The sequence below is a fragment of the Prauserella oleivorans genome (assembly GCF_042685745.1).
Classification (GTDB): domain Bacteria; phylum Actinomycetota; class Actinomycetes; order Mycobacteriales; family Pseudonocardiaceae; genus Prauserella_A; species Prauserella_A oleivorans.
This window is the reverse complement of record NZ_JBHUNT010000001.1, coordinates 5,417,276-5,443,491: the sequence shown is the minus strand read 5'-3', so window position 1 is coordinate 5,443,491 and position 26,216 is coordinate 5,417,276. Positions and strand designations below refer to the sequence as shown.

24 protein-coding genes and 1 other RNA gene are annotated in these 26,216 nt (G+C 71.2%); 19 read left to right on the top strand and 6 right to left on the bottom strand.

Annotated features, from left to right (window positions below; genetic code table 11):
• Window positions 1-5 precede the first annotated feature (5 nt).
• Window positions 6-680 (bottom strand): sensor domain-containing protein, encoded by a 675-nt coding sequence (locus ACFSZT_RS26725; protein ID WP_377387908.1) that lies wholly within the window; start codon window positions 678-680, stop codon window positions 6-8.
• A gap of 173 nt (window positions 681-853) precedes the next feature.
• Between ACFSZT_RS26725 and ssrA the strand changes: the two genes are divergently transcribed.
• Window positions 854-1,225: a transfer-messenger RNA gene (gene ssrA, locus ACFSZT_RS26720) on the top strand.
• Window positions 1,226-1,617: 392 nt separating this feature from the next.
• Here ssrA and ACFSZT_RS26715 read toward each other — a convergent pair.
• Both ACFSZT_RS26715 and ACFSZT_RS26710 read right to left on the bottom strand, forming a co-directional pair.
• Entirely contained in the window at window positions 1,618-2,361 is a 744-nt protein-coding gene (locus tag ACFSZT_RS26715; protein WP_377387910.1) for a cache domain-containing protein, read from the bottom strand.
• Between the two features lie 45 nt (window positions 2,362-2,406).
• A complete protein-coding gene (locus ACFSZT_RS26710; RefSeq protein WP_377387912.1) occupies window positions 2,407-3,153 on the bottom strand; it encodes a FadR/GntR family transcriptional regulator in 747 nt (248 codons plus the stop codon).
• A gap of 191 nt (window positions 3,154-3,344) precedes the next feature.
• On the opposite strand from ACFSZT_RS26710, the gene ACFSZT_RS26705 reads away from it, so the two are divergent.
• The 12 genes from ACFSZT_RS26705 (at window position 3,345) to ACFSZT_RS26650 (ending at window position 16,387) form a co-directional block, all read left to right on the top strand.
• Entirely contained in the window at window positions 3,345-4,604 is a 1,260-nt protein-coding gene (locus ACFSZT_RS26705; RefSeq protein ID WP_377387914.1) for a (Fe-S)-binding protein, read from the top strand.
• Window positions 4,601-6,118 (top strand): FAD-binding oxidoreductase, encoded by a 1,518-nt coding sequence (locus ACFSZT_RS26700; protein ID WP_377387916.1) that lies wholly within the window; start codon window positions 4,601-4,603, stop codon window positions 6,116-6,118. The genes ACFSZT_RS26705 and ACFSZT_RS26700 overlap by 4 nt, the downstream gene beginning before the upstream one ends.
• Window positions 6,115-6,372, top strand: coding sequence for a hypothetical protein (locus ACFSZT_RS26695; protein ID WP_377387918.1), 258 nt, complete (start codon window positions 6,115-6,117; stop codon window positions 6,370-6,372). The genes ACFSZT_RS26700 and ACFSZT_RS26695 overlap by 4 nt, the downstream gene beginning before the upstream one ends.
• Window positions 6,373-6,422: 50 nt before the next feature.
• Window positions 6,423-7,934: an APC family permease gene (locus tag ACFSZT_RS26690; RefSeq protein ID WP_377387920.1), complete on the top strand. Its 1,512-nt coding sequence runs from the start codon at window positions 6,423-6,425 to the stop codon at window positions 7,932-7,934.
• 5 nt (window positions 7,935-7,939) lie between these two features.
• Entirely contained in the window at window positions 7,940-9,364 is a 1,425-nt protein-coding gene (locus tag ACFSZT_RS26685) for a gamma-aminobutyraldehyde dehydrogenase (protein ID WP_377387922.1), read from the top strand.
• 15 nt (window positions 9,365-9,379) lie between these two features.
• Window positions 9,380-10,465, top strand: coding sequence for an LLM class flavin-dependent oxidoreductase (locus tag ACFSZT_RS26680; RefSeq protein ID WP_377387924.1), 1,086 nt, complete (start codon window positions 9,380-9,382; stop codon window positions 10,463-10,465).
• A gap of 165 nt (window positions 10,466-10,630) precedes the next feature.
• Entirely contained in the window at window positions 10,631-11,050 is a 420-nt protein-coding gene (locus ACFSZT_RS26675) for a PPOX class F420-dependent oxidoreductase (RefSeq protein WP_377387926.1), read from the top strand.
• Between the two features lie 135 nt (window positions 11,051-11,185).
• A complete protein-coding gene (locus tag ACFSZT_RS26670) occupies window positions 11,186-12,349 on the top strand; it encodes a TRM11 family SAM-dependent methyltransferase (RefSeq protein WP_377387928.1) in 1,164 nt (387 codons plus the stop codon).
• Between the two features lie 210 nt (window positions 12,350-12,559).
• A complete protein-coding gene (locus ACFSZT_RS26665; RefSeq protein ID WP_377387930.1) occupies window positions 12,560-13,411 on the top strand; it encodes a formate/nitrite transporter family protein in 852 nt (283 codons plus the stop codon).
• 119 nt (window positions 13,412-13,530) lie between these two features.
• The gene (locus ACFSZT_RS26660) at window positions 13,531-13,755 is read left to right on the top strand and encodes a hypothetical protein (protein ID WP_377387932.1); all 225 of its coding nucleotides are present in this window, start codon (window positions 13,531-13,533) and stop codon (window positions 13,753-13,755) included.
• A gap of 3 nt (window positions 13,756-13,758) precedes the next feature.
• Complete coding sequence (locus ACFSZT_RS26655; RefSeq protein WP_377387934.1) at window positions 13,759-14,169, top strand: DUF2267 domain-containing protein; 411 nt, start codon at window positions 13,759-13,761, stop codon at window positions 14,167-14,169.
• Between the two features lie 877 nt (window positions 14,170-15,046).
• Complete coding sequence (locus ACFSZT_RS26650) at window positions 15,047-16,387, top strand: ammonium transporter (RefSeq protein ID WP_377387936.1); 1,341 nt, start codon at window positions 15,047-15,049, stop codon at window positions 16,385-16,387.
• 86 nt (window positions 16,388-16,473) lie between these two features.
• On the opposite strand, the gene ACFSZT_RS26645 is transcribed toward ACFSZT_RS26650, so the two are convergent.
• Window positions 16,474-17,253 carry an IclR family transcriptional regulator gene (locus ACFSZT_RS26645; RefSeq protein WP_377387938.1) on the bottom strand — a complete coding sequence of 260 codons (780 nt, stop codon included), beginning with the start codon at window positions 17,251-17,253 and terminating at the stop codon, window positions 16,474-16,476.
• A gap of 81 nt (window positions 17,254-17,334) precedes the next feature.
• Here ACFSZT_RS26645 and hutH point away from each other — a divergent pair, with 81 nt between their 5' ends.
• From hutH to hutI, 5 genes are read left to right on the top strand one after another with little or no spacing between them, the layout of a single operon-like run.
• Window positions 17,335-18,858, top strand: coding sequence for a histidine ammonia-lyase (gene hutH, locus ACFSZT_RS26640; protein ID WP_377387940.1), 1,524 nt, complete (start codon window positions 17,335-17,337; stop codon window positions 18,856-18,858).
• Window positions 18,855-20,477, top strand: coding sequence for a urocanate hydratase (gene hutU / locus ACFSZT_RS26635; protein ID WP_377387942.1), 1,623 nt, complete (start codon window positions 18,855-18,857; stop codon window positions 20,475-20,477). The genes hutH and hutU overlap by 4 nt, the downstream gene beginning before the upstream one ends.
• Window positions 20,474-21,664 carry an allantoate amidohydrolase gene (locus ACFSZT_RS26630; RefSeq protein ID WP_377387944.1) on the top strand — a complete coding sequence of 397 codons (1,191 nt, stop codon included), beginning with the start codon at window positions 20,474-20,476 and terminating at the stop codon, window positions 21,662-21,664. Before hutU ends, ACFSZT_RS26630 begins: the two co-directional genes overlap by 4 nt.
• Window positions 21,661-22,956, top strand: coding sequence for a formimidoylglutamate deiminase (locus ACFSZT_RS26625; RefSeq protein ID WP_377387946.1), 1,296 nt, complete (start codon window positions 21,661-21,663; stop codon window positions 22,954-22,956). Before ACFSZT_RS26630 ends, ACFSZT_RS26625 begins: the two co-directional genes overlap by 4 nt.
• Complete coding sequence (gene hutI, locus ACFSZT_RS26620; protein ID WP_377387948.1) at window positions 22,953-24,113, top strand: imidazolonepropionase; 1,161 nt, start codon at window positions 22,953-22,955, stop codon at window positions 24,111-24,113. The genes ACFSZT_RS26625 and hutI overlap by 4 nt, the downstream gene beginning before the upstream one ends.
• A 145-nt stretch (window positions 24,114-24,258) precedes the next feature.
• Here hutI and ACFSZT_RS26615 read toward each other — a convergent pair whose 3' ends face one another.
• Together ACFSZT_RS26615 and ACFSZT_RS26610 are read right to left on the bottom strand one after the other, a co-directional pair.
• Window positions 24,259-25,062 carry a hypothetical protein gene (locus ACFSZT_RS26615; protein ID WP_377387950.1) on the bottom strand — a complete coding sequence of 268 codons (804 nt, stop codon included), beginning with the start codon at window positions 25,060-25,062 and terminating at the stop codon, window positions 24,259-24,261.
• A complete protein-coding gene (locus tag ACFSZT_RS26610) occupies window positions 25,059-25,271 on the bottom strand; it encodes a hypothetical protein (RefSeq protein WP_377387952.1) in 213 nt (70 codons plus the stop codon). The genes ACFSZT_RS26615 and ACFSZT_RS26610 overlap by 4 nt, the downstream gene beginning before the upstream one ends.
• 30 nt (window positions 25,272-25,301) lie before the next feature.
• On the opposite strand from ACFSZT_RS26610, the gene ACFSZT_RS26605 reads away from it, so the two are divergent.
• A complete protein-coding gene (locus tag ACFSZT_RS26605) occupies window positions 25,302-26,015 on the top strand; it encodes a dienelactone hydrolase family protein (RefSeq protein ID WP_377387953.1) in 714 nt (237 codons plus the stop codon).
• Window positions 26,016-26,216 lie beyond the last annotated feature (201 nt).

Here is a 26,216-nt window from a genome sequence, read left to right as displayed (position 1 = left end):
GGGGTTCATCCTGCCACCGTGGAGGGCACGCGGGTATCGGCGAAGCTCGCCTCCGCCTCCCGCACGCGGCGACCACTCGGGCCGAGGAGCGCCAGGGCGAACCGGGCGTGCACGGTGGCGAGCCCGCGGGTGACGGCCACGGCGACGCAGGCCAGCAGCATCCCGAGGGCGGCCCACGGCAACGCGGTCGGCACGGAGTCGACGACGATCCACCGCAGGTCGTAGCTGGGGAAGAAGTAGGCCCCGTCCGGCAGCCAGCGGTAGAACACCGGCAACGCGAGGTGCGCCAGGGCCACCGCCCAGCTCGTGACCACGACAACGAACTCGGCGATGCCCAGCGGGAACAGGAGCACGAGGTAGGCCAGGTCACGCCAGGTCGCCGCATCGCGCACGCGGGCGCGCCAGCGGGCGCGGGCCCCGGTGCCGGGCAGCGGCCGGTAGGGCTGCGGGATGGTGATGTCGAGCAGAGCGCGGATGCGGGCACGTTCGGCAGTCGCGGCCGCGCGGACGCCGACCACGGTGAGCGCCAGAACCGCCACCCCCACCCAGATGATCGCCGTGGAGACACCCACGGCCAGCGTGGTGACCACGAAGACGAAGCCGGCGATGCCGGCCGGGAGGTTGAGCAGCAGGTAGCCGAGCGAGCCGGCGAGCGGGATCTTGCGGGCGGCGCGGTTCATGGCGGGCGGTCCCTTCGATCGTGCCGGGGGTGAGGTGTTCCAGCATCACCGCTCTGACCTGCCCGGACCATGGAGCACACCGGTCAGTGCACGGTGGGGACAGCCCTACCGGCGCCGCGGAATTATCGGCTTGCGGGTCGCGTTATCCTGGGTGGAAAGAGTGACACCGACAAGGGGGTGAACGGTCTCGACTCTGGACGTTGATCCAGGGGAAGCGTGCCGGTGCAGGCAACGACCACCGTGAGCGTCGTCGCACTAAAATAAGCGCCAAGACGAACAGTCAGCGCGACTTCGCCCTCGCCGCCTGAGCGAGTGTGAAGTCTGTCGGCCCGGGTAAGCCTCCGACCCGGTTTGCCGGCATCAGCTAGGAGGCTCACCGCCGGTCCCGGCCACGGGGACCGGTTGGGAAACGAACAGTGGCTGGGCCCGTCACACCGGCTTGTCCGCGTGACCGGTGGGGCCGAGTAGAGGCACAGCGGACTGCGCACGGAGAAGCCCTGGAAAGGCGACAGAGGACCCGGGTTCGATTCCCGGCACCTCCACTCGAAGACCGGCGAGTGCTCGCGGAGAGCGCTCGCCGGTTTCTCGTTTCGGGTATTGATTGCGGGGGCCGAGCCCCCGGAGCCCCACGGTGCGTGCTCGTGCGGACTGGTCGTGGTCCAGTTGAGGTCGGACCAGCCGGGAGTTCGAGTACGCTCCCGAAGCTCCACTCGATCGAAGGCCCCTGCTCGTCGCCGGGGGCCTTCGCTGTGTTCGATCCTCGTCGTGTCTTCTGGGGGCGCGGCCCCCAGAGCCCCGCCCGGGGAGGTCCCCGGACCCCGTCGTGGTGGTTGCGGTGCGGTTTCGGCCCGGCACCTCCACTCGATCGAAGGCGCAGCTTGTTCGGCGCGGGGTATGGGTGCTCGATTGTCGTTGCGGTGGGCGCGCCGGGTGGGACTCAGCCTCGCAGCGCGCACACGCGCCACGGCAGGCCCGCACAGTCGGCGGCGCACGGAGCCGTCACCGGGTAGGCGGGCCGGTCCGGGTCCAGCTCCCGCTCGGCCACCAGGGAACCGGCGATCTTGTGCGGGGTGTTCGAGGCGATCACCCGGCCGGTGGCGTTCACCAGCACCGCCGGTGGCCCCGTGCCGCCCAGCGCGCGGAGCAGCAGAGACTCGAACGCGTCGGCCCGGATGTCGGTCGCGGCGACGCCGAGGAACCACTCGCCGGAGGACACCGGATTCGCCAGCGTGAGCATGTACTCGTCGGTGCCCGAATAGTCGACGTACGGCCCGACGGCCACCCGCTGGCCGGTGCGCCGCGGCAGCGCGAACCACGCCGCGGTCGCGTAGTCGTAGTAGCCGACGCTCGCCGGGTCGTGGTCGACCTCCAGAAACACCGGGGAGTCGCCGGCCCGGTTCTGCCACCACTCCAGCCAGTGACTGCGATCGGCCAGCACATCACCGGCCAGGATCACCCCGGTGCCCGCCACCAGCCGGGGGTGCTCCCGCAGCCGGGCGAAGATCGGTTCACGCAGGTCGGCGAGTTCCTCCGCGCGTAGCGGGCGGCCTTCCGACCGCGCCGAGTCGTGGAGCAGGCGGAGTCGCCCCGCGAGCCGGTCGAGCCAGCCGAAGGCGTCGTCGAGCACAGCCGAGACCCGATCGGCCGCGGCGCCGATGTGCACCTGTCGCGCGTCGGTCACGTTCGCCCCACTTCCGCGTCCGGCTGCCGTGTCGCACAGACATTCTCATGCGCCCGCAAGCCGGAGGTGGAACTCGATCAGACGATCGATTCCCCGGGTGACGTGGCGCTCGGCGAGGGTTCGCGCGAGCGTACCGTCACCGACCTCGATCGCCCGCAATATCTCGCGATGGTCCGCGATCGCGTCCGGATGCGGGATCGCCTCGCCGGACGGCATCCACAGCAGCTCGCCCACCTCCGCCTGCAGTGCGATCTCCTGCCGCGTCAGCCGGGACGACTGCGCGGCCGCCGCGATCTCGATGTGGAAGCGGGCGTCGGCGCGCCGCCGGTCGCCCGGGGTGCACGCCGATCCCAGCTGGTCGACGAGGCCGTGCAGGGTCGCGATGTCGCCGTCGTCGGCGCGTTCGGCCGCCAGCAGCGCCGCGGTGCCGCTGACCGCGAGGTGCTGATCGGCGATCTCCCGCAGCTCGTGCACACTCAGCTCGCGGAGGGTGGCCCGCAGCCGGTCGAGCGAAGGGTCGGCGGGGGAGCGGGCGAAGCTGCCCCCGCCCCGGCCACGCCGGGTTTCCACCAGACCCTCGTGGCGTAACGAGGCCAAGGCTTCGCGCAAGGTCACCGTGGCGACCTTGAGCTGTGCGGCGAGCTCCGACTCGCGCGGCAGTTGCTCGCCGTCCTCCAGCAGTCCGAGCGCGATCGCCTCCCCCAGCCGACGGGCGACGACCTCGGCGCGTCCCCCGTCATCCAGCGGTGCGAAGGCCGCATGCCGCGCCGCTCCGGACACCGTGTTGTCCACGCCCACCTCCGTCGCTTTTGTCGGCACTGCCGCCCTTGTTGAGTTTGCGTTACGCGCGAATCCACACGGTTACAGGGGGTTGCGCATTGGAATATGGTTTCATACTTTAATGGTCATGACGTGACGCGCATCACGAACCGACCCGTCTGTCCACCCGAGTTCCCGCACCCGCCGCCTCAGGAGTGGATCTCATGACCGACATCTCCCACCACGACACCGGCGCCCCGTCGTCCCCGAACGGCCGGCCGGACAACACCGGCGAATTCGTCAACCAGTGGCGCAACGCCGCGTACAACTGCTTCTCCTCGGGACACAAGTTCTGTCGCGAGGTCTGCCCCGTCATGCAGGTGACCCGCAACGAGTCGTGGACGCCGACCGCGTTCCACGCCAACGTCGTCGCGATGGAGCAGGGCGAGCTGGAGATCGCCGACGTCGCCGCGGACTACGTCAACTGCACCCAGTGCGGCGCCTGCGAGCTGCGGTGCCCGAACACCCTGTTCACCGGCGACTTCTACCGCTTCCGCACCCGCACGGTCGACCTGGTCAAGGCGATGCGCGCGCTCGCCGTCACCGAGGGCGTGCACCAGCCGGGCTGGCAGCGGTGGAACCTCCTCACCGACGAGCGAACCCACGAACCCGTACTGGGGGACACCCCGGTCAGCCAGGAGCACGTGCGCGACTGGTCGGCGGGCCTCGACATTCCCATCGGCGGCGAGTCGATCCTGTTCGTGGACTGCGAGGCGGCGTTCTACCGCACGTCGGTTCCCCGAGCCGTGGCCCAGATCCTGCAGCGCGCGGGCTACGAGTTCGGGCTCATGAACGAGCAGTGGTGCTGCGGCGGACCGGCGGCCGAGATGGGCTACGTCGAGCAGTCGCGGCGATTCGCCCGGCACAACCTCGAGGACTGGCGGGCGAGCGGGGTCAAGCGCGTGCTCGTGCTCGACCCGCACGACTACATCACCTTCACCGAGGACTACCCGAAGTACTTCGGCGAGGACTACGACATCGAGGTCATGCTGGTGGTCGAGTTGTTCGCGGAGATGATCGCGGACGGCAGGCTGCGGCCGTCCGTCCCGATCGAGCGGACGATCACCTACCACGACCCGTGCCGGCTGAACAAGCGCAAGGGCATCTGGAAGGCACCCCGCGAGATCCTCTCCGCCATCCCCGGGCTGACCTTCCACGACGTGGACCGGGTCACCCAGTGGTCCTACTGCTCCGGCGGAGGCGGCGGGCTGCCCATCGAGAAGCCCGAGCTGACCGCGAAGATCAGCGAGTCCAGAGTGGACAAGGCGGCGCAGCTCGGGGTGGACACGCTCGTGTCGGCGTGCCCGTGGTCGGAACGCCCGCTGTCCGAGGCCGGGCACGCGCAGGACATCGACGTGGTCGACATCCACGAACTGCTCGCCGAGTCGCTCGGCATCGAGGTCGGCGGGAGGCGAGGGGAATGACGATCGCGCCCGCACTCACCGACCCGGTGGTCGACGAGCTGTGCCAAGTGGTCGGCAGCGACCAGGTGCTCACCGACAAGCCCGCCCGCTTCAACCGAGCCCGCGTGCCCGCGCCGTTCCCCGTGCATCGGTGGTCCGAACGGGTGCCCGATGTCGTGGTGCTGCCCGGCTCCACGGAGGAGGTCGCCGAGATCGTCCGGATCGCCAACGCCCACCGCATCCCGGTCGTGCCCCGCGACGGCGGCACCGGGCTCACCGACGGGGCCGTGCCGCTGCGCGGCGGCATCGTCGTGGACGTCAAGCGCATGAACACCATCAAGGAGATCGACGAGGTCAACCGCACCTGCACGGTCGGCACCGGCATCAACATGCTCAAGTTGAACGAGGTGCTCGCGCGGTACGGGCTGATCTACCCGGACGATCCGGCCTCGTACCCCTGCTCGCTGGTTGGCGGGCGGATCGGCACCAGCGGTTGGTCGCTCATAGGAAGCCGGTACGGCCACACCCGTGATCTTGTGCTGAGCTTCGACTTCGTGCTGCCGACCGGCCGGGTGATCCACGTGGGCGACGGCGCAGGGCACAAGCTGTCGAAGAGTTCCAGCGGCTACCAGCTCAAGCACCTGTTCATGGGGCATCAGGGCACGCTCGGCATCGCCACGGAGGCCACTCTCAAACTGTTCCCGAAGCCGGAAGCCGAGCTCTCGCCGTTCTTCGCGTTCCCCGACTACGACAGTGCCTACCGAGCGGTGGGGGAGCTGGCGCGGGCAGGCGTGGCGACGTTCGCGGGTGCGGTGTTGTTCGACGAGTGGAAAGTGGACTACCTGCGCCGGGACGACGAGGCCTACATTCCCCAGCCCGCCGACGTGCGCGCCCTCGTGTGCGCCGTCGCCTACGGCTACGAGGACGAGGTGATCGCGGGCGGGCGCCGGCTGCTGCGCATCGCCAAGGAGAACGGCGGCCGCTACCTCGGCGACGAGGTGTCCGAAGGGGACTGGGCGGCCCGGCACGACCGGTACGCCACGCCGCTGCACGGCAGGACCAGAGCCGGGCAGGTCGTGCCGATGAGCTGGCACTGCGAGGACGCCGCGATCAACTACAGCGAGCTGCCCAAGGTCCGGCTGGAATGGCACGAGATCGTGCGCAAGCTCCGCGACCGCTTCGACATGTTCGACGACTGGGGCATGTTCGCCTACACCAGCGCGAACACCGGGGTGGACTACCTGACCGAGATCGACGTCGGGATCTGGGAGCAGCGACTGGACGACGCGTCGTGGGCCGCCTGGGTGCAGGCCAAGAAGGACATCGCGGCGGTGGCGTTGCGCTACGGCGGCTCGATCAGCGCCTGCCACGGCTCCTGCCGGGAAGGCGAGGTCGATCTGGTGCCGCAGGAGCTGGGCGGCGGATACGACGTGATGCTCGCCGTGAAACGCGCGGTCGATCCCAACAACATTATGAACCCCGGCAAGTACGGGCTCGACCGCGCCTACGAGCCGGACGCGGGAGGTGTGCGATGAGCGGCTACCGCTACTCCGAGCAGCACCGGCCACCGGAGGCCAGGCAGGTCACCGACGTGGCGATCGAACGCTTCGAGGACGTCTTCGAGGTCGACCCGAAGCTGATGACCGTGCACGTGGCGCAACAGGTGTTCCCGAACTGGGACACCCTGCGCATCGTCGCGAGCCGGCACGACCACCTGGACTGGATGCACCGGCACTGGGCGCGGAAGGTGGTCTCCGGTCAGCGCCTGCTCGACGAGATGGACGAGTAAACCCCCCGGCCGCGTGGCCGGATCCGCCTTTCCCACCGAGAGGACGGCTCATGGTTGACCAGGTCCCCGCCCGAGGGTCCGGCGTAGGCGGGCATTCCGCCTCCGACGCCGCCCAGCTCGAAGCACTCGGCTACCGTTCGGAGTTCCGCCGGGACATGAGCCTGTGGGCGAACTTCTCCCTCGGGTTCACCTATCTCTCCCCGGTCGTGGGCATCTACACGCTGTTCGGATTCGCGCTCGCGACCGCGGGTCCACCGATGGTGTGGACCCTGCTGATCGTCGGCGTCGGGCAGCTGCTCGTCGCCCTCGTCTTCGGCGAGGTCGTGTCCCAGTACCCGCTCGCGGGCGGGGTGTACCCGTGGGCGCGGCGGCTGTGGGGCAAGCGGTGGGCGTGGCTCACCGGCTGGGTGTACATGATCGCGTTGCTCGTGACGATCGCCAGCGTCGCCTACGGTTCCGGGCCCTACGTGTCGATGCTGTTCGAGCTCTCCCCCGGCACCGGCAACACGATCCTGTGCGCGCTGCTCGTGCTGCTGGTGGCCACCGTGATCAACCTCGGCGGTACGCGGGCGCTGGGCATCGCCGCGATCATCGGCTTCACCACCGAGATCCTCGGCGCCCTGGCGGTTGGCGGCTGGCTGCTGGCCACCGAGCGGCAGCACGGCCTCGGGGTGTTGTTCGACGGGTTCGGTGCAGGCGGGGAAGGCTCATACCTCGCCGCCTTCCTGGCCGCCGGCCTGATCGGCATCTTCCAGTACTACGGCTTCGAGGCGTGCGGCGACGTCGCGGAGGAGGTGCCGAACCCGGCGCGGCGCATTCCGAAGGCGATGCGCATGACGATCTACGTCGGCGGGTTCGCGGCCACGTTCGTCTGCCTGTCGCTGGTGCTGGCCGTTCCCGACTTCGGTGCGGTCATCTCCGGTACCGACGCCGACCCGGTGTCCACAGTGCTCGGTTCCGCGTTCGGCCCGGTGGGTTCGAAGGTGGTGCTGGCCGTGGTGCTCGTTTCGTTCCTGTCGTGTGCCCTGAGCCTGCAGGCGGCCGCGAGCCGGTTGATCTACTCGTACGCCCGCGACCGGATGCTGCCGGCGAGCTCGGTGTTCTCCCGTTTCTCCGCGCGGCTGCACGTGCCGCCGTACGCCTTGCTGGTGGCCGCGATCGTGCCCGCGTTGGTGGTGCTGGCGTCGCGGATCTCCGAGGACGCCACCGAGCGCATCGTGTCGTTCGCGGTGCTGGGCATCTACCTCGGGTTCCAGATGGTGGTGCTGGCCGCGCTGCGGGCGAGGATCAAGGGATGGATCCCGAGTGGACAGTTCACGCTCGGGCGATGGGGCATGCCAGTGAACGTGCTCGCGTTGCTCTACGGGGTGTCCGCGATCGTCAACATGGTGTGGCCACGCTCGCCCGACGCCCCTTGGTACGACAACTACCTCACTCTGCTTTCCGGTGTGCTCGTCGTCGGAACCGGTCTGGTCCTGCTGGTGACCACCCGCCCGTACGGCCGCAGTGAGGCACCCGCCAGCGACGCCATACCTCCGGCCACGCTCGAAAGGACGAGGTGATTGTCATGACGCAGACGGTGCGCAATTTCGTGAACGGCAAGCTCGTGGACGCTGTGGACGGCCGGACCGCCCCGGTGATCGACCCGGCCACCGGGGATGCGTTCGCCGAGGCGCCGGTTTCCGGGCCCGAGGACGTGCGTCAGGCGACGGCTGCGGCCCGCGCGGCGTTCGAGAGCTGGCGGGACACCACGCCCGCCGAGCGGCAACTGGCCCTCAACCGCATCGCGGACGCCTTCGAGGAACGTGCGGACGAGTTGCTCGCGGCCGAATGCCGCAACACCGGCAAGCCGGAGGCGCTGACGCGTTCGGAGGAGCTCCCGATGTTCCTCGACCACCTGCGCTTTTTCGCCGGTGCGGCGCGTTGCCTGGAGGGTCGGGCGAGCGGCGAGTACATGGCCGGGCTGACCTCGTGGATCCGCCGCGAGCCGGTAGGCGTGTGCGCGCAGGTGACCCCATGGAACTACCCGATCATGATGGCGATCTGGAAGTTCGCCCCCGCGCTCGCAGCGGGGAACACCGTGGTGCTCAAGCCCTCCGACACCACGCCGGTGTCGACGGTGCTCATGGCCGAGATCATGGCGGAGTTCCTGCCGCCCGGTGTGTTCAATGTGGTCTGTGGTGACCGGGACACCGGCCGCGCGCTCGTGGCCGACCCGGAGCCCGACATGGTGTCGATCACCGGCAGTGTGCGGGCCGGCATGGAGGTCGCGCAGGCCGCGGCGAACGACCTCAAGCGCGTGCACCTGGAACTCGGGGGCAAGGCACCCGTGGTGGTGTTCGACGACGCTGACGTGGAGGCGGCGTCCGCGGCGATCGCCGAGGCCGGGTACTTCAACGCCGGGCAGGACTGCACGGCGGCCACGCGCGTGCTCGCCGGTCCGCGGGTGCACGACGACTTCCTCGACGCCCTCACCGAGCAGGCCCGGGGCACCACGACCGGCACCGGCGACGACGTGGCGTACGGCCCGGTGAACAACGAGAACCAGCTGGCCAGGGTATCCGGGTTCGTCGACGGGCTGCCGGATCACGCGTCCGTGCGGACCGGAGGCTCACGTGTCGGTGACCGGGGATACTTCTACGCGCCGACGGTCGTTTCCGGCCTGCGGCAGGACGACCGGGCGGTCCAGGAGGAGATCTTCGGCCCGGTGATCACTGTCCAGCGCTTCAGCGACGAGGACGAGGCCGTGCGCTGGGCGAACGGGGTCGAGTACGGGCTCGCGTCGTCGGTGTGGACCAAGGACCACGGCCGGGCGCTGCGGATGGCCAAGCGGCTGGACTTCGGCTGCGTGTGGATCAACACCCATATCCCGCTGGTCGCGGAGATGCCGCACGGCGGGTTCAAACGCTCCGGTTACGGCAAGGACCTGTCCCTGTACGGGCTGGAGGACTACACCAGGGTCAAGCACGTCATGTCCAATCTGGACATCTAACGCGAGGTGAGTGTCATGAAGTTCAGCTACGTCATGCTCCCGGATTACCCGATCACGGATTCCATCGAGTCGATCAAGCTTGCCGACGAGCTCGGGTTCTACGCCGCCTACGCGGCGGACGAGACCTGGCACAAGGATCTGTGGCTGCTGTTCGCCGCGGCAGCGGACAAGACGACGAACATCCGGTTCGGCCCCAACCTCTCGCCGATCTGCCTGCGGGAGCCGACGCTGATCTGCCAGGCCGTCGCGACCCTGGACGAGCTGACCGGCGGCCGGGCCGAATGCGTGATCTCCAGCGGGAACTTCGGCCTGCTCGCCCAGTACGGGATCGACTGGGCGCGGACCAGGCCGTTGTCGCGGGTGAAGGAGGCCCACCAGGTGATGCGGACGTTCCTCGACGACGGGGCGATCACGTTCGAGGGCGAGTTCTACAAGTACAGCGGGCTGTTCACCTTCGCGCGGCCGGTGCAGGACCGGCTACCGCTCAAGCTCGGTGCGATGCGCGGGCCGAAGTCGTTCCAGGCGGCCGGGGAGTTCTCCGACGGCGTGCACCACGCGCTCAGCTACACCCGCGAGGCTTACGACTACCTCGTGGAGAACGTCAAGCTCGGTGCCGAGCGGGCGGGCCGGGACTGGCGGTCGCTGGACATCGCCGCGTGGGTGGTGTTCGCGACCGGCGAGGACGGCGAGGCGGCGAAGCAGGCCGCGCGCGCGATGGTCGGCCTGTACGCCTCCGCCATGCCCGAGGAGCAACTGCGCCGCAACGGAGTCGAGCCGGAGTCGCTGGCGGAGATCGTCGCCGCAGTCGGTGCAGGTGACCTGAAGCGGGCCTACGAGCTGACCCCGCCCGAACTCGCCGAGAAGCTCTCGATCGCGGGCACCCCGGAGGAGTGCGCCGAGAAGATCCGGCGAGAGATCGCGCCCACCGGCGTCAACCACATGGTCCTGGCGATCACCGACTCCGCACTGGTCAAGGCGTTCTCCGGGATGGAGCTGCCCGGTGTCGCGCACACGAACGAACAGTTGCGCATGGTGCACGACACCGTGATGCCCGCGCTCGACACCCCGGACGTCGGCGTCGCGGAGCCCGCCAAGGCGTGACACCGGTGCGCGGCCGCTCCGGGCGTTCGGCTCCGGCGAGGAGCGCGGCCGGGCTCCGGTCGGGCATGAGCCTGCCGGGACCACGCCGCCGCCGCTCGCGCCCGGCGGTGTTGCCCGGGCTCCACTAGGCTTTCGACGCGGAACACACCGGGGAGGGGAATCACCGTGTCGAAGCCGCCGTTGCCGCCCGAAGCCGTGGAGTTGCTGCTCCGCCCGAACCCGGCGGTCATGGCGACCCTGCGATCCGACGGGGCGCCCGTGTCGACGCCTACCTGGTACGTCTGGGACGACGGGCGGGCGCTGATCAGCATGGACGAGGGCCGGGTGCGGCTCAAGCACCTGCGCCGGGATCCGCGGGTGACGCTGACCGTGCTGGCCGACGACTGGTACACGCACGTCACGCTCATCGGCCGCGCCACCGACCTGCGGGAGGACGCCGGACTGGCCGACATCGACCGCATCGCCCGGCACTACACGGGCGCGCAGTACCCCGACCGCGTGCGCTCCCGCGTCAGCGCGTGGATCGAGGTCGACCGGTGGCATGGCTGGGGCGCGCTCAAGGACAGCGACCAGGCCTCCACCTGACGCCGACCTCTCCCGGTCCCGACCACGGGTACCGGCACGCCCAGCCCACCGGTGCCCAGCCGTGGCAGGCGCGGCCACGCCCGGATCCCACGTCGCCGCGCCTGCCACACTGGGCACATCGTCGGAGGGAGTCGTGTGGCGGTCGACCTGGTCGTCCGATGCCTGCGGGGCACGGAATGGATCGTGGCGAGCGAGGTGGACGGCGCCCTGCGCCCGGAACGCATCGACCTGGCCCCGCGGCAGGTCTCTGTCACCGTGCCCGACCTGACACCTGGTGTGCTCGACCTGCGTACCGTCGACGACGCCTTCCTGGTCGTCGGCACGACGCCCGACCCCGGCCACACCAAGGACGTCCCCCCGCGACTCGCCGCCGAGATCGGTGCCGCCGACTGGGGGAGCGCGCTCGACCGGCTGCGCGCCGTGCGCGCGGTGCCGTGCCGCCCCGTCTTCGACGTCGTCGCGAACTTCGTCGGGCGCCGCAACTTCAACCGCTACACGCTGGAGGACCGGATCGGCGCCGAGCTGACGCCGGTGCTCGGCGGCACGTACGTCTCGCACAATCCCGTGCAGCGCTCGGGCGGCACACCGCAGGGCACCGATCTGACGGTCCGGATCATGTTCGGCGAAGGCATCGCCACGATCACCCTCCGCGTCGCCGGCCGGCCGCTGCACCGGCGCGCCTACAAGCGGCACACCGGGCCGGGGACGCTGCACCCGCCGCTGGCGGCCGCGCTGGCCCGTCTTGCCGGACCGTCCGCAGGCGAGACCGTCCTCGACCCCTTCTGCGGTGACGGCACGTGCGCCATCGAGGCGTACGCACAGTGCCCGGACGCCGCGATCCTGGCCGCCGACGTCAGTGCCGAACGCGTGGCCAACGCCCGTGCCAACGCGCGCGCGTTCGGCGCCGAGGTGGAGGTGACCGAGCAGGACGCGGGACGGCTGCCGTTCCCCGACGGTGAGATCGACGTGATCGTGACCAACCCGCCGTGGAACCTGGCCGTGGACGCCGGTGGGACGCTGACCCGGTCGCTGCTGCCGTTCTGGCGGCGCCTCTCGCGGCTGCTGTCGGACACCGGACGGGTGTGCGTGGTCGTCGACCGGGAGCAGGACGCACCCGCGGTCTTGCGCGATCTCGACTACCCGCTGACCGTCAGCGTGCCGATCCGGCTGGCCGGACGGCTCTGCGACATCGTGCTCGCGGCACCGCCCGGCCGTGAGCCCGCGTCGCTTTCCCCGGAGCTGCGCGCGTGGCTGGACCGCGCGCGTGCCGCGGGTGTCGTGCACGAGCAGGGCTTCTAGCCCGGCCTCCTCGATGCCCGGGATGTCGCCACCGGCGCCGGGATCGCACAGCGTCGCCCGCCCCGCGGTGAGTTGTCCGTGACCTGACGCTCCACCGCCTGTCACAGGCAGGACATGCCCGCTGCGCACACTCTTCCGGACAGTCCGGCCCGCGGGCACGTCGCCCGGTGTCCGCGGGGGCCCCAGACTGCTGACCGAAGGAGCGACGTCTTGTCCTACCTGAACCCCCACGAGTTCGTCGGAAAGATGATCGACGCCGGCGAGGCGAAGGCGTTCATGTCCACGCGCGACACGCTCATCCGCGCGTACATGGCCGGCGCCATCCTCGCCCTCGCGGCGGCGTTCGCCGTGACGATCACCGTGCAGACGGGCAACGCCCTGGTCGGAGCCTTGCTCTTCCCCGTCGGGTTCTGCCTGCTGTACCTGCTGGGGTTCGACCTGCTCACCGGCGTCTTCACGCTGGTGCCACTGGCCTGGCTCGACAAGCGGCCCGGCGTGAACCTGCGGGCGCTGCTGCGCAACTGGGCACTGGTGTTCGTCGGCAACTTCGCGGGCGCGCTCACGGTCGCGCTGATGATGGCGATCATCCTCACCTACGCCTTCACCGTCGACCCGAACGAGGTCGGCCAGCGGCTCGGCGCGATCGGCGCCGACCGGACCGTCGGCTACGCCGACCACGGCGCCGCCGGCATGCTGGCCCTGTTCATCCGCGGTGTGCTGTGCAATTGGATGGTGTCCACCGGTGTGGTCGCCGCGATGATGTCGACGTCGGTGTCGGGCAAGGTCATCGCGATGTGGATGCCGATCCTCGTGTTCTTCTACATGGGTTTCGAGCACTCGGTGGTCAACATGTTCCTGTTCCCGTCGGGCCTGATGATGGGCGGTGACTTCTCCCTCGCCGACTACTTCCTGTGGAACGAAATCCCGACGGTGATCGGAAACCTCGTGGGCGGCCTGACGTTCGTGGGCCTCACGCTGTACGCCACCCACGCCCGTACCGGCCCGGCCCGGCGCCGTCCGGCCGCCGAGGAGTTCGGCATCCCGGAAAAGGTCAACGCCTGACGCGTGCCGCCCGCGACGAGGCCGTGACCCAGGGGGGGTCGCGGCCTCGTCGTCGCGCGCGGGGCCTGTTTGACCGCCCACATCGGGAGGTAACACGTCGAGTGGGAAAGGAGACGCAGATGACCGCCGCACCGAAGAGTCCCGTGAAGGACAAGAACTACGACCTCGTCAGCGTCCTCCAGGCGTCGCTGCAGTACGCGTGGCAGATGGAGGAGTACATCGCCGACGCCGAGCGCGACGGCGACCGGGAGCTCGCCGCGTGGTTCCGGCAGATCCAGGAGAACAACCAGAAGGCAGGCGAGCAGGGCAAACGACTGCTCGCTCAGCGGCTCGCCCAGGCGTGAATCATGGACCACGACCACTTCATCGGACAGGTACAGGCACGTGCGCAGCTCGCCAGCCGCGGAGAGGCCGAGGGACTGACCCGGGCCACGCTCGAGACGCTCGGGGAGCGGGTGCCCGAGCAGTCGGCGAGCCATCTGGCCGACCAGCTCCCCACGGAGATCGGCGAGCACCTGCGCCGGACGGTGACCATGGGCGGCGCAGGGACCGGCGAGCGCTTCGGCCTCGACGAGTTCGCCCGCCGCGTCGCCGAACGCTGGCACCACGACGAGCCGACCGCGCTGTACGGCAGCCGGGTCGTGTTCGAGGTGACCCGCGAGGCCACGGAGGGAACCTTCGCCAAGGTCCGCGACAGCCTGCCCGAGGACCTGCGCGCCCTGGTCGACGCGGGCAGCGCGGGCGGGCTGCGGACCTGAGCCCGGATCCGGGCGTCCGGGCCGCCAGGGCCGCCGGTCCGGGCGGGTGACCAGGTCGGGCCGCCGCGTCGAAGCCGGACATACGCGCGCGGTATCCCGGGAGCCCCTCCGGGGACCGGCGGCTGCGGCCTCCGATGGCCTCCGTTGGCCTCCGTTGGCCTCAGTACGCCTCAGATGTCCGTCGCGTGGCTGGCCTGCGCCGGTGCACGCCGGCATGAACGCCTGCGGTGAGTCGGTGACGCTCCGCAGCGCCTCTCCTGCGGACCCGGACTCCTGCCGAAATCCGTAGCCCCGCACGATCACCCCTTTTTCCCGACAGGGCTTTCCCGTGGCGGTATTGACTTCTGACGAGCAGCCGACATCACCTGGACGTGCCGAAGAGCGTGCTGACAGCGCCGGAATCCGTTGAGCCTGTCGAGCTGACCGGCAGGTGCACGCGGCCCGGCGCGGAACCATGCGCTCCGGGCCGGGCTCGCCCATGTCCGGCCGACGCGAGGAACAACTGAAGCTTGGCGGCCTGCGTCGCCACGTCGGTCGACCACGCTCACGCGGCCACAGTGGACGGAAGGTACGCCATGTTTCCGTGGTGTTGCGCCGCTGTGAGCGTCCGGTCTCAGCGCATCGCGCGCGCAGGGGAGCTTGCGGCGTGCGGCAATTGTCGTCACCGGGTAGCGGGTGAGCCGACGTCACCCGTCACTTACCAGTCTTGACGTGGCGTTAACCCATTAAGGTTTCCCGCCCGGATACGTTCTCTCCTGCCAGGAAGTAGTCCGTTCCGGACGCCGGCCGCACCGCGCGCGCCCGCGTCGCGCACCGGCCGGGCACCTCGCATGGCGCAAGGACGCCCCTCCCTAACCGCTCTCTTGTAGGAGAATCCATGCCAGCAGCAGATCTCGCGTGGCTGCTCGCCGCCTTCGCCCTGGTCATCCTGATGTTCCCGGGCCTGGCGATGTTCTACGGCGGCATGCTCAATGGCCGCAACGTCCTGAACATGAGCATGATGGTGATGAGCACCCTGGCGGTGACCTCGGTGCTCTACGTCCTCTTCGGACACGGCATGGTGCTCGGCGACTCGCTCGGCGGTCTCGGCCTGATCGGCAACCCGCTGGAGTACTTCGCTCTGTCCGACCTGACCGACAGCGGCTCCGGCGGGCCCGAAACCGTCTACGACGTCGCCTTCTTCCTGCTGTTCGCGGCCATCACCGTCGCCATCGCCGCCAGCGGCGCGGCCGGGCGCATGAAGTTCAGCGGGTGGTTGATCTTCAGCGCGCTGTGGCTGACACTGGTGTACTTCCCGCTGGGCCACTGGGTGTTCGCCGGCGATGACCCCGAATCCGGCACGGTCGGCGGCTGGATGCGCAACGTCCTCGAACTGCACGACTTCGCAGGCGGCACCGCGGTGCACATGAACGCCGGCGTGGCGTCGCTGGCGCTGGCCTTGGTGCTGGGCAAGCGGCGCGGTCGGCCGGAACGCCCGCACAACGTGCCGCTGGTCCTGCTGGGCGCAGGGATCCTGTGGTTCGGCTGGTTCGGCTTCAACGGTGGTTCGGCGCTGGGCTCCAGCTACCTCGCCCAGTACGTCGTGCTGACCACGCTGCTGGCCGGCTGCACCGGCATGCTCGGCTTCTGCCTGGTCGAGCGGCTCCGGGACGGCAAGGCGACGTCGCTGGGCCTGGCCACCGGCATCGTCGGCGGCCTGGTCGCCATCACGCCCGCCGCCGACACACTGAACCCGGTGGGCGCGCTGGTAGTCGGCTTCGCCGGTGGCGCTGTGGTGGCGTGGGCGGTCAATTGGAAGACCAAGCTCGGCATCGACGACAGCCTGGACGCCTTCGCGGTCCACGGCGTCGGCGGCATCGTCGGCACCATCGGGATCATTCTCGTCGGCAGCGCGTCCTCGCCGGGGGAGACCGCGGGGATCCTCTTCGGCGGCAGCTGGGACATCGTGTGGCGCGAGCTGGTCGCGATCGCGGCGACCATGGTCTTCTCGTTCACCGTCACCTACGCGCTCGCCTGGTGCCTCGACAAGACCATCGGTCTGCGCGTCGACCCCGAGCAGGAGACGAGCGGCCTGGACGTGTCGCTGCACGCGGAGTCCGCCTACCACCTGGAGGCGCCCACGGCCACGGTCCAGCAGGCGACGGTGGATGTCCGCGTGCCGGCCGCCGAGCCGGTGGAGGCACCGAAGGCCGAACCGGCGGAGGCGGCGCAGACCTGACCGCCGGCCGGCATCGGCGAGGACGGACGCGCCGGCGACGGACTTCGTCCCGTCGTAGGGGTGCTTGCCGATCGGCGGCCGCCCGCTCAGCCGGGCCGGCCGCCGATCCGGGCGGTCAGCTCGCCCGCGGCCCGGCGTACCCGGGTGGCCAGCTCCGGCCACGTCTCGCCGCACTCGGCGCCCTCACACGGGTGCCGGAAGGTGACGCTGATCGCCGCCATCGGCCTGCCGCCGTGATCGAACACCGGATACGCCACCGAGGCGAACCCGGCCGTGACGTGCCCGTCCTCGACGGCCCAGCCGAGCCTGCGGTGCGCGCTCAGAACCGCCCGCAGCTCCGCCAGCCCGCGCGGACCCCGGTCGGTGCGGTGCACGAACGCCGACGCCGCCGGGAACAGCGCACGCACCTGTGCCCGCGGCACGTACGCCAGCATCGCCCTGCCCGACGCCGTGAGGTGCGCGGGCAGCCGGACCCCGACGTCGGTCACCAGCGTCTGCGGCCGGGCGGGACGTTCCTTCACCAGGTAGAGCAGTTCGTTGCCGTGCAGGATGCCGAGGTGGGCGGTGTGCCCGGCCTCGTCGACGAGCCTGCGCAGGATCGGGCCCGCGAGCCGCTCCAGCGGGTCGTGCCGCAGGTACGCCGAACCGAGCTCGAACGCGGCGATGCCGAGTCCGTACCGCCGCTCGGCGGGCAGGTGGACGACGAACCCGGCCGCCTGCAGCTCGCCCAGCAGGTGGTAGGTCGTCGAGCGCGGCAGGTCGAGCTCGCGTGCCAGCGCGGCGGCCGACACCGGGCCCGCATGCCGCGCGAGTACCCCGAGCAGGGCGAGGCCGCGTCGTAGCGCGGGGACGTTGCCCTCGGTCATGGCCGCTCCTGTCTGGTATCCGAGACACAAACCACGTCACCGCTGATGATGCGCCTGTGCCCGAGACGATGGAATGGGGACATGCCGCACGAGGTACCGCTCGGAGCGTCCCCGCTGAGCCGGGAGGACGTGGTCGCGGTCGCGCGCGGCCGGGTTCCCGTCGTGCTGGACGCCTCCGCCGAGAAGAACATCGCCGAGGCACGCAGACACGTCGACGCGCTCGCGGCCTCCACCGCCCCCACCTACGGCGTCTCGACCGGGTTCGGCGCACTGGCCGTGCGGCACATCCCGCCGGAGCGCAGGACCGACCTGCAACGCTCGCTCATCCGGTCGCACGCCGCCGGTGCCGGCCCGGCCGTGGAGACCGAGGTGGTGCGGGCACTCATGGTGCTGCGGCTGCGCACCTTGGCCACCGGGCACAGCGGCGTACGCCCCGAGACGGCTGCCGCCCTCGCCGCACTGCTCAACGCCGGCATCACACCGGTCGTACCCGAGTACGGCTCCCTCGGCTGCTCCGGTGACCTCGCGCCGCTGTCCGCCGTGGCGCTGGCCCTCATGGGGGAGGGCGAGGTCCTGGTCGACGGCGAGCGCCGCCCCGCCGCCGACGCGCTGCGCGCGGCCGGGATCGAACCGGTCACGCTCGCCGAGAAGGAGGGACTCGCGCTCACCAACGGCACCGACGGCATGCTCGGCATGCTGGTGCTGGCCGCCGCCGACCTGGCGCGGCTGCTGGACGTCGCCGACGTGACGGCGGCGATGAGCGTCGAGGCGCTGCTGGGCACCGACCGCGTGTTCGCCGAGGATCTCCAGGCGCTGCGCCCGCATCCCGGGCAGGCGATCTCGGCGCGCCGGATGCGGGAGGCGCTCGCCGGCTCGGAGATCGTGGCCAGCCATCGCGGTCCCGACTGCCCGCGTGTTCAGGACGCCTACTCGCTGCGCTGTGCCCCGCAGGTGCACGGCGCCGCCCGCGACACCCTGGCCCACGCCGAGACGGTGGCCGACCGGGAACTGATGTCCGCTGTGGACAATCCGGTGGTGCTGCCCGACGGAAGGGTCGAGTCCAACGGCAACTTCCACGGCGCGCCGCTCGGCTACGTGCTGGACTTCCTCGCCATCCCGGTCGCCGACGTCGCCTCGATCGCCGAACGGCGCACCGACCGGATGCTCGACGTGGCGCGCTCGCACGGGCTGCCCGCATTCCTCGCCGCCGACCCCGGGGTCGACTCCGGCCACATGATCGCCCAGTACACGCAGGCCGGCATCGTCAGCGAGCTCAAGCGACTCGCCGTCCCGGCCTCGGTGGACTCCATCCCGAGCAGTGCCATGCAGGAGGACCACGTCTCGATGGGCTGGTCGGCGGCCCGCAAGCTGCGGCGCGGCATCGACGGCCTGCGCACCGTGCTCGCCATCGAACTGCTCACCGCCGCGCGCGCCTTGGACCTGCGGGCCCCGCTGCGGCCCGCGCCGGTGACGGCGGCCGTACGCGATCTGGTGCGCACCCGGGTTGCCGGTCCGGGACCCGACCGCCACCTCGCTCCGGAGATCGCCGCCGCCGAAGACCTCATCGCATCCGGAGCCGTACTCGACTGTCTGGAGGACATGTGACGCTGACCGCGAAGAACTGGCAGACCGAGGCCGCGCTGCGGATGCTGCGCAACAACCTCGACCCTGCCGTGGCCGAACGGCCGGAGGACCTGGTCGTCTACGGCGGCAGCGGCAAGGCCGCCCGCAACCAGGCCAGCTACGACGCCATCGTCCGGTGTCTGACCACATTGGAGAACGACGAGACCCTGCTCGTGCAGTCGGGCAAGCCGGTCGGCGTGCTGCGCACGCACGAGTGGGCGCCGCGCGTGCTGATCGCCAACTCCAACCTCGTCGGCGACTGGGCGACGTGGCCGGAGTTCCGCAGGCTCGAGGCGATGGGCCTGACCATGTACGGCCAGATGACCGCCGGGTCGTGGATCTACATCGGCACGCAGGGCATCCTGCAGGGCACGTACGAGACGTTCGCGGCCGTGGCGGAGAAACGCTTCGGCGGCACGCTCGCCGGAACGCTCACGGTGACCGCGGGCCTCGGTGGCATGGGCGGGGCGCAACCGCTTGCCGTCACCATGAACGACGGCGTGGCGCTGGTCGTGGAGTGCGACCCCGCGCGTGCGCAGCGCCGGCTCGAGACCCGTTACCTCGACGAACTGGCCTCCGATGTGGACGATGCGATCGCGCGCGTGACCGAGGCGAAGAAGCGGCGGGTGCCGCTCTCGGTGGGGGTCATCGGCAACGCCGCCGAAGTGCTGCCCGAGCTGTTGCGGCGCGGCGTCGAGGTCGACATCGTCACCGACCAGACCTCGGCCCACGACCCGCTGGCCTACCTGCCGATCGGCGTCGACGTCGCCGACTGGCACGACTACGCCGCCGCCAAGCCCGACGAGTTCACCGACCGCTCCCGCGAGTCGATGGCCGCCCACGTCGACGCGATGCTCGGCTTCCTCGACCGCGGCGCCGAGGTGTTCGACTACGGCAACTCGCTGCGCAGCGAGGCCAAGGCGGGCGGCTGCGAGCGCGCGTTCGACTACCCGGGCTTCGTGCCCGCCTACATCCGGCCGCTGTTCTGCGAGGGCAAGGGCCCGTTCCGGTGGGCGGCGCTCTCCGGCGACCCGGCCGACATCGCCGCCACCGACCGTGCCGTGCTGGAGTTGTTCCCGGAGAACGAGTCGCTGGCGCGGTGGATCCGGATGGCGGGGGAGCGGGTCGCGTTCCAGGGCCTGCCCGCGCGCATCTGCTGGCTCGGCTACGGCGAACGGCACCTCGCCGGCCTGCGGTTCAACGAGATGGTGGAACGCGGAGAGTTGAAGGCGCCGGTCGTGATCGGCCGGGACCACCTCGACGCGGGCAGCGTCGCCTCGCCGTACCGGGAGACCGAGGCGATGGCCGACGGCTCCGACGCGATCGCGGACTGGCCGCTGCTCAACGCCCTCGTCAACACGGCCTCCGGCGCCACCTGGGTGTCCATCCACCACGGCGGGGGCGTGGGCATGGGCCGCTCGATCCACGCCGGCCAGGTGTGCGTGGCCGATGGGACGCCGCTGGCCGCGCAGAAGCTCGAACGGGTGCTCACCAACGACCCGGGAATGGGCGTGCTGCGACACGTCGACGCCGGGTACGAGCGGGCCGCCGAGGTCGCCGACGAGCGGGGTGTCCGGATCCCGATGCGGGAGCAGGCGTGAGCGCGCAGGCTCTGCTGGACGACATCGCCGACGTCGGCCGCGACCGGGTGCGCGGCGGCTACTCCCGGCATGTGTTCGACGCCGCCGACCGTGAGCTGCGCGAGTGGTTCGCCGAGCAGGCGCAGCGGCGCGGACTGGACGTCGAACGCGACCGCAACGGCAACCTGTGGGCGTGGTGGGGCACGCCCGGACCGGACGCCGTCGTGACCGGCAGCCACCTGGACTCCGTGCCGGGCGGCGGTGCGTTCGACGGACCGCTCGGCGTGGTGAGCGCGCTCGTCGCCGTGGACGAGCTGCGTGGCCGCGGCGTCACGCCCGCGAAGCCGTTCGCGGTGGTGATGTTCGGTGAGGAGGAGGGCGGCCGGTTCGGGGTGCCGTGCCTGGGGTCGCGGTTGCTCACCGGATCGCTTCGCGCGGACGCGGCGCTGCGGCTGCGCGACGCCGACGGCGTCACCTTCGCCGAGGCCGCCGTGTCGGCGGGGCTTGATCCGGACCGCATCGGCCCCGACCCCGAGGCACTGGGCCGGATTGGCCGGTTCGTCGAGCTGCACGTCGAACAGGGCAGGGGACTGATCGATCTCGGCTCGCCGATCGCCGTCGGCAGCACCGTGATCGCCCACGGGCGGTGGCGGTTCACCTTCTCCGGCCAGGGCAACCACGCGGGAGCCACCCCGATGGACGACCGCCGGGACCCGATGCTGCCCGCCGCCGAGACGATCGCGGCGGCGCGCCGGCTCGCCCGGGCCGTGCCGGGTGCGCGTGCGACGGTGGGCCGCCTCGTCCCCAACCCCGGCGGCACCAACGTGATCGCATCCACTGTGGACGTCTGGCTCGACGCACGCGGTGGTGACGTGTCCTCGCTGGTGGCCGACATCGAACAGGCCGCGCGGGTCGCGGCGGCCGAGGAGGGCTGCTCGGTGCAGGTGCGGCAGGAATCGCACAGCGGGGAGGTCGAGTTCGACCCGGGGCTGCGCGACGAGCTCGCCGGCCTGCTCGGCGGCGTGCCCGCGCTGCCGACCGGCGCGGGACACGACGCGGCGATCCTGTCCGACCACGTCCAGGCCGCGATGCTCTACGTCCGCAACCCCACGGGCGTCAGCCACGCGCCCGAGGAATTCGCCGAGGCGGCCGACGTCGCCGCCGGAGCCGGGGCGCTCGCCCGAGTCCTGGAGCACCTGTGCCGATGAGGTACTGGTGCGAGTACGCCTGGCTGCCCGACGGCGTGGTGCCCGGGGTCGGCATCGACGTCTCCGACGGCGTCGTCGAGGCGGTGGAACCCGGGCGGCCACGGTCCGGAACCGTCCTTTCCGGACTGACGATGCCCGGGTTCGCCAACGTGCACTCGCATGCCTTCCACCGGGCGCTCCGGGGACGCACGCACGGCGAACGCGGGACGTTCTGGACCTGGCGGGAGCGGATGTACGCGCTCGCGGCACGGCTCGATCCGGACTCCTACTACCGGCTCGCCCGTGCCGTGTACGCGGAGATGGTGCTCGCCGGGTACACCAGCGTGGGCGAGTTCCACTACCTGCACCACGCCCCGGACGGCCGCCGCTACGCCGACCCGAACGCGATGAGCGCCGCGCTCGTGGCCGCCGCGCAGGACGCCGGAATCCGGTTGTGCCTGCTCGACACCTGCTACCTCGCCGGCGGGCCCGGCCGGGAACTCGAGGGCACCCAGCGACGCTTCGGTGACGGCGACGCCGAGGCGTGGGCGGCGCGCGTCGCGGAGTTCCGGCCCGAGGGCCGGCACGTCACCGTCGGGGCCGCCGTGCACTCCGTGCGCGCGGTGCCCGCCTCCCAGCTGGCGGTGGTGGCCGAGGCGGCGGGCGGGAGGCCGCTGCACGTCCACCTGTCCGAGCAGCGCGCGGAGAACGAGGACTGCCTGCACGCCCACGGCGTGACGCCCACCGGACTGCTGGCCGACCACGACGTGCTCGGTCCGCACACCGTCGCCGTGCACGCCACCCACCTGACCGACGGTGACATGTCGACATTGGCGGCCACGGGTACGGGCGTGTGCTTCTGCCCGACCACCGAGCGCGACCTCGGCGACGGCATCGGGCCCGCGCGGGCACTCAACGACGCGGGTGTGCCGCTGAGCCTCGGCACCGACAGCCACGCCGTCGTCGACCCGTTCGAGGAGACCCGGGCGCTCGAACTGAACGAGCGGCTCGCGGCCGAGGCCCGCGGTCGGTTCACCGTGACCGAACTGCTGGCCGCCGCCACCGCCCACGACGCGCTCGGCTTCCCCGACGTCGGGAGGCTCGAACCCGGAGCGCAGGCGGACCTGGTGACGGTGCGGCTCGATTCGGTCCGCACGGCGGGCGCCGAGCCGGACGGCGTGTTCTTCGCCGCGTCGGCTGCGGACGTCACCGATGTGCTGGTCGCCGGCGAGCACGTGGTCCGAGACGGGGTGCACACCCGCGTCGACCGGCCCGCCGCACTGCTCGCGACCGAGATCGGGAGGCTCCGATGAAGTCCACTGTGGTCACCGGGATCGGTGAGCTGACCACCAACGACCCCGGGCTCGGGGTGCTCACCGACGCCGCGCTGGTGCTCGAGGGCGAGCGGGTGGCATGGGTCGGTCCGGCGCGGCTGGCTCCCGTGGCCGACACCGAAGTGGACGTCGCCGGACGTGCCGTGCTGCCGGGGTGGGTGGACAGCCACACGCACCTGGTGTTCGCCGGGGACCGGACCGCCGAGTTCGAGGCGCGCATGGCGGGCAAGCCCTACCGTGCGGGCGGGATCGCCGTGACCGTTCAGGCGACCAGGCAGGCGACCGACACCCAGCTGGCGGCGAACCTCGCCCGGCACGTGTCCGAGGCGATCCGGCAGGGCACCACCTGCCTGGAGACCAAGACCGGGTACGGGCTCAACGTGGCCGACGAGGCACGCTCGGCACGCATCGCGGCGCAGGTGGCCGACGAGGTGACCTACCTCGGGGCCCATCTGGTGCCACCCGGTGAGCAGGCGGAGTCCTATGTGGACTCGGTGTGCGGGGAGATGCTCGACGCCGTGCTGCCGTCGGTGCGCTGGGCCGACGTCTTCTGTGAGGACGGTGCGTTCGACGAGGAGCAGTCAGAGCGGGTCCTGCGCGCCGCCGAGGCGAAGGGCCTCGGCCTGCGGGTGCACGGCAACCAGCTCGGGTACGGCCCCGGCGTTCGGCTCGCCGTGCGGCACGGCGCCGCCAGCGTCGACCACTGCACGTACCTGACGGACGACGACGTCGACGCCCTCGCGGCGTCGGACACCGTGGCGACGCTGCTGCCCGCCTGCGACCTGTCGACCCGGCAGCCGCTCGCGCCCGCGCGCAGGCTGCTCGACGCGGGCGCCACCGTCGCCCTCGCCAGCAACGCCAACCCGGGCAGCTCGTACACCACGTCGATGGCGTTTTGTGTGGCCACGGCGGTGTTGCAGATGGGGTTGACGGTGCGGGAGGCGGTGTGGGCGGCCACCGCGGGCGGGGCGCGGGCGCTGCGGCGCGACACCGGCGACGGCGCGGTCGGGGCCCTCCGGGTCGGCGCGCGGGCGGACGTGCACGTCCTCGACGCGCCGTCGGCCACCCACCTCGCCTACCGCCCGGGCGTGCCGCTCACCTGGGCCGTGTGGCGTCGAGGCCGGCGAGTGGTCTGAACGCCCACGCCGTGTCTGCGATTCGGGTAGCCGGGTGCGCGGTTTAGGTAGCCGTGTCTGCCGTCTGGGTCACCGTGTCTGCGATTCAGGTAGCCGTGTGCGCGGTTCACGTATCCGTGTCTGCCGTCCACGCACCAGCACCCGGTCAGCCGAGCAGGACCTCGCGAAGCGGCGGCAGCTCGTCCAGTACACCGAACTCGTGGGCCTGCGCGGCGGCCCGGTCGCGTACCTCCCGTTCGAGCCCGGCCGCGGCCCTGACCACCCGCCGCCGCGTCTCCGCTCCGAGCCGCGAGAGGAGCAGGAACAACGCGTGCCACAGGTCGTGCTCGTCCGCGGCGTGGACGAGCCGGGGATAGCGCTCCCCGGGCACGCGGCTGAGCAGAACGTCGGCCGTGGACGTGTCGTCGAGAACGAACGCCACCCGCAGCAGGTCCGGTTCGGTGAGCACGTCGAGCCCCGCCGCCGCGACGTCGGCGGGAACGTTGCCCACGAAGCGGCCGAGCGTGATCCAGTCCTCGCGTCGCCGGAGCTCGCGGCTCACCGCCGTCACCGTCTCGGGTGGCAGGCGCGTGATGATGTCCACCGCGCGTGCCGGATCGAGCTCCGCGGCGATGTCGGCGAGGAAACCGGGGGAGAGCCTGCCCGCGATGTCGGCGCCGCGGTCGGCGTCCACGAGGCCCGCGATGCGCGCGCTCAGCAGGGCGCCGAACGCCTTCTCCGCCATGACGGCCAGCACCGGCGCGGGCAGCAACCTGCTCGCACCGGCCAGCCTGCGCAGCACCGGCAGGTGGGCCCCGTGCAGGGCCTCGGTGACCTGCCCGCGCAGGACCCTGATGTCGCCGGCGGGAACGTCGAGCAGGAAGCCGAACCGGTCCGGATCCTCGCCGAGCACGCGGGCCAGCTTGAGCACCTCGGCGTGGGCGGACAGCCGGTCGAGCGCGTCACTCACAGGCCCGCCGCCTTGCGGACCGCGCCCCGGAGGAAGAACGGGATGTGCGACAGCGAGTCCTCCGCGGCGGCCTCCAGGGCGGCGGCCTGCCGCCTGCGTGCCTGCCGCAGCGCGTCGGCCAGCACCTGCTTGTGCTCCTCGTCGAGCGCCTCGATGCTGTCGGGCAACAGCCCCTCGATCTGCTCGGCGAGCGTACTCTTCGAGCGCATGGTCATCCATGATGCCGCTAGGTTCGGGTCATGGCACACGAGATCGACACTTCCACGATCAAGGTCGGCGAGCTCGGCGCGTACCTGTCGCGGCCGGCAGGCGGCGGCACGAGCGGGATGCTGCTGCTGCCGATGATCACCGGCATCGGCGAGCGCGTGCGGGAGTTCGCCGACGACATCGCCCGCACCGGCGTCACCGCGCTGAGCTGGGACCCCTGGCACGGACCGAGCGCCGACGACACCTCGCGCGAGGTGCTGTTCGACCTCATGGGCAAGCTGGACGACGAGACCTGCCTGAACGAGATGCGCACGCTGCTCGACCACATGTTCGGCGAGCTGGGCCTGCGCAAGGTCGGGGTGATCGGCTGGTGTCTCGGCGGCAGGTTCGCGCTGATCCTCGGCGGCCGGGACGACCGGCTGGCCAACGTGATCGCCTACCACCCGACCGTCCCGATCCCGCCCGCGCCGAACCACACGGTCGACGCCGTCGAGCACACCGCCCGGATCGCCGCGCCCACCATGATGCTGTACCCGGGTCGCGACACCCTCGTGCCGCACGAGAGCTTCCAGCGCCTGCAGGACGCGCTGCACTCGCGCACCGGCGCCCCGAGCATCGTGCACCTCTACCCGGAGGCCGAGCACGGGTTCAGCGACAGCCGCACCCACGGCAACGAGATCAACGCCACCGCCTACGCCACCTCGTGGCCACAGGTGCTCGCGTTCATCCAGGCCACCACGTCGTAGGGATCGTTGGGCGCGGTTCGCTTGGCGGGTAGCGGAACCTGACATGGCCCCTCGCTGCGGGATCGCCTCCTCATGAATGCCAATTCACCACGTCGGCGCTGTCCTCGCGAGGAACCATGTCAGAACCCGCGGCGGTGCAGGCGGGCGGCGCGCTGCGAGCGGCTCCGCCGCTTCGCGGCGCGCCTCCCCGGCCTTCCGCGC

Excerpts from the sequence above, each read along its gene's own strand:
- ACFSZT_RS26690 (WP_377387920.1), top strand. The coding sequence starts at position 6,423 with ATGGTTGACCAGGTCCCCGCCCGAGGGTCCGGCGTAGGCGGGCATTCC.
- hutH (WP_377387940.1), top strand. The coding sequence starts at position 17,335 with ATGCCGCACGAGGTACCGCTCGGAGCGTCCCCGCTGAGCCGGGAGGAC.
- ACFSZT_RS26725 (WP_377387908.1), bottom strand. The coding sequence starts at position 680 with ATGAACCGCGCCGCCCGCAAGATCCCGCTCGCCGGCTCGCTCGGCTAC.
- ACFSZT_RS26645 (WP_377387938.1), bottom strand. The coding sequence starts at position 17,253 with ATGACCGAGGGCAACGTCCCCGCGCTACGACGCGGCCTCGCCCTGCTC.
- ACFSZT_RS26685 (WP_377387922.1), top strand. The coding sequence starts at position 7,940 with ATGACGCAGACGGTGCGCAATTTCGTGAACGGCAAGCTCGTGGACGCT.
- ACFSZT_RS26625 (WP_377387946.1), top strand. The coding sequence starts at position 21,661 with ATGAGGTACTGGTGCGAGTACGCCTGGCTGCCCGACGGCGTGGTGCCC.
- ACFSZT_RS26705 (WP_377387914.1), top strand. The coding sequence starts at position 3,345 with ATGACCGACATCTCCCACCACGACACCGGCGCCCCGTCGTCCCCGAAC.
- ACFSZT_RS26605 (WP_377387953.1), top strand. The coding sequence starts at position 25,302 with ATGGCACACGAGATCGACACTTCCACGATCAAGGTCGGCGAGCTCGGC.
- ACFSZT_RS26655 (WP_377387934.1), top strand. The coding sequence starts at position 13,759 with ATGGACCACGACCACTTCATCGGACAGGTACAGGCACGTGCGCAGCTC.
- ACFSZT_RS26680 (WP_377387924.1), top strand. The coding sequence starts at position 9,380 with ATGAAGTTCAGCTACGTCATGCTCCCGGATTACCCGATCACGGATTCC.
- ACFSZT_RS26700 (WP_377387916.1), top strand. The coding sequence starts at position 4,601 with ATGACGATCGCGCCCGCACTCACCGACCCGGTGGTCGACGAGCTGTGC.
- ACFSZT_RS26610 (WP_377387952.1), bottom strand. The coding sequence starts at position 25,271 with ATGCGCTCGAAGAGTACGCTCGCCGAGCAGATCGAGGGGCTGTTGCCC.
- ACFSZT_RS26660 (WP_377387932.1), top strand. The coding sequence starts at position 13,531 with ATGACCGCCGCACCGAAGAGTCCCGTGAAGGACAAGAACTACGACCTC.
- ACFSZT_RS26650 (WP_377387936.1), top strand. The coding sequence starts at position 15,047 with ATGCCAGCAGCAGATCTCGCGTGGCTGCTCGCCGCCTTCGCCCTGGTC.
- hutI (WP_377387948.1), top strand. The coding sequence starts at position 22,953 with ATGAAGTCCACTGTGGTCACCGGGATCGGTGAGCTGACCACCAACGAC.
- ACFSZT_RS26695 (WP_377387918.1), top strand. The coding sequence starts at position 6,115 with ATGAGCGGCTACCGCTACTCCGAGCAGCACCGGCCACCGGAGGCCAGG.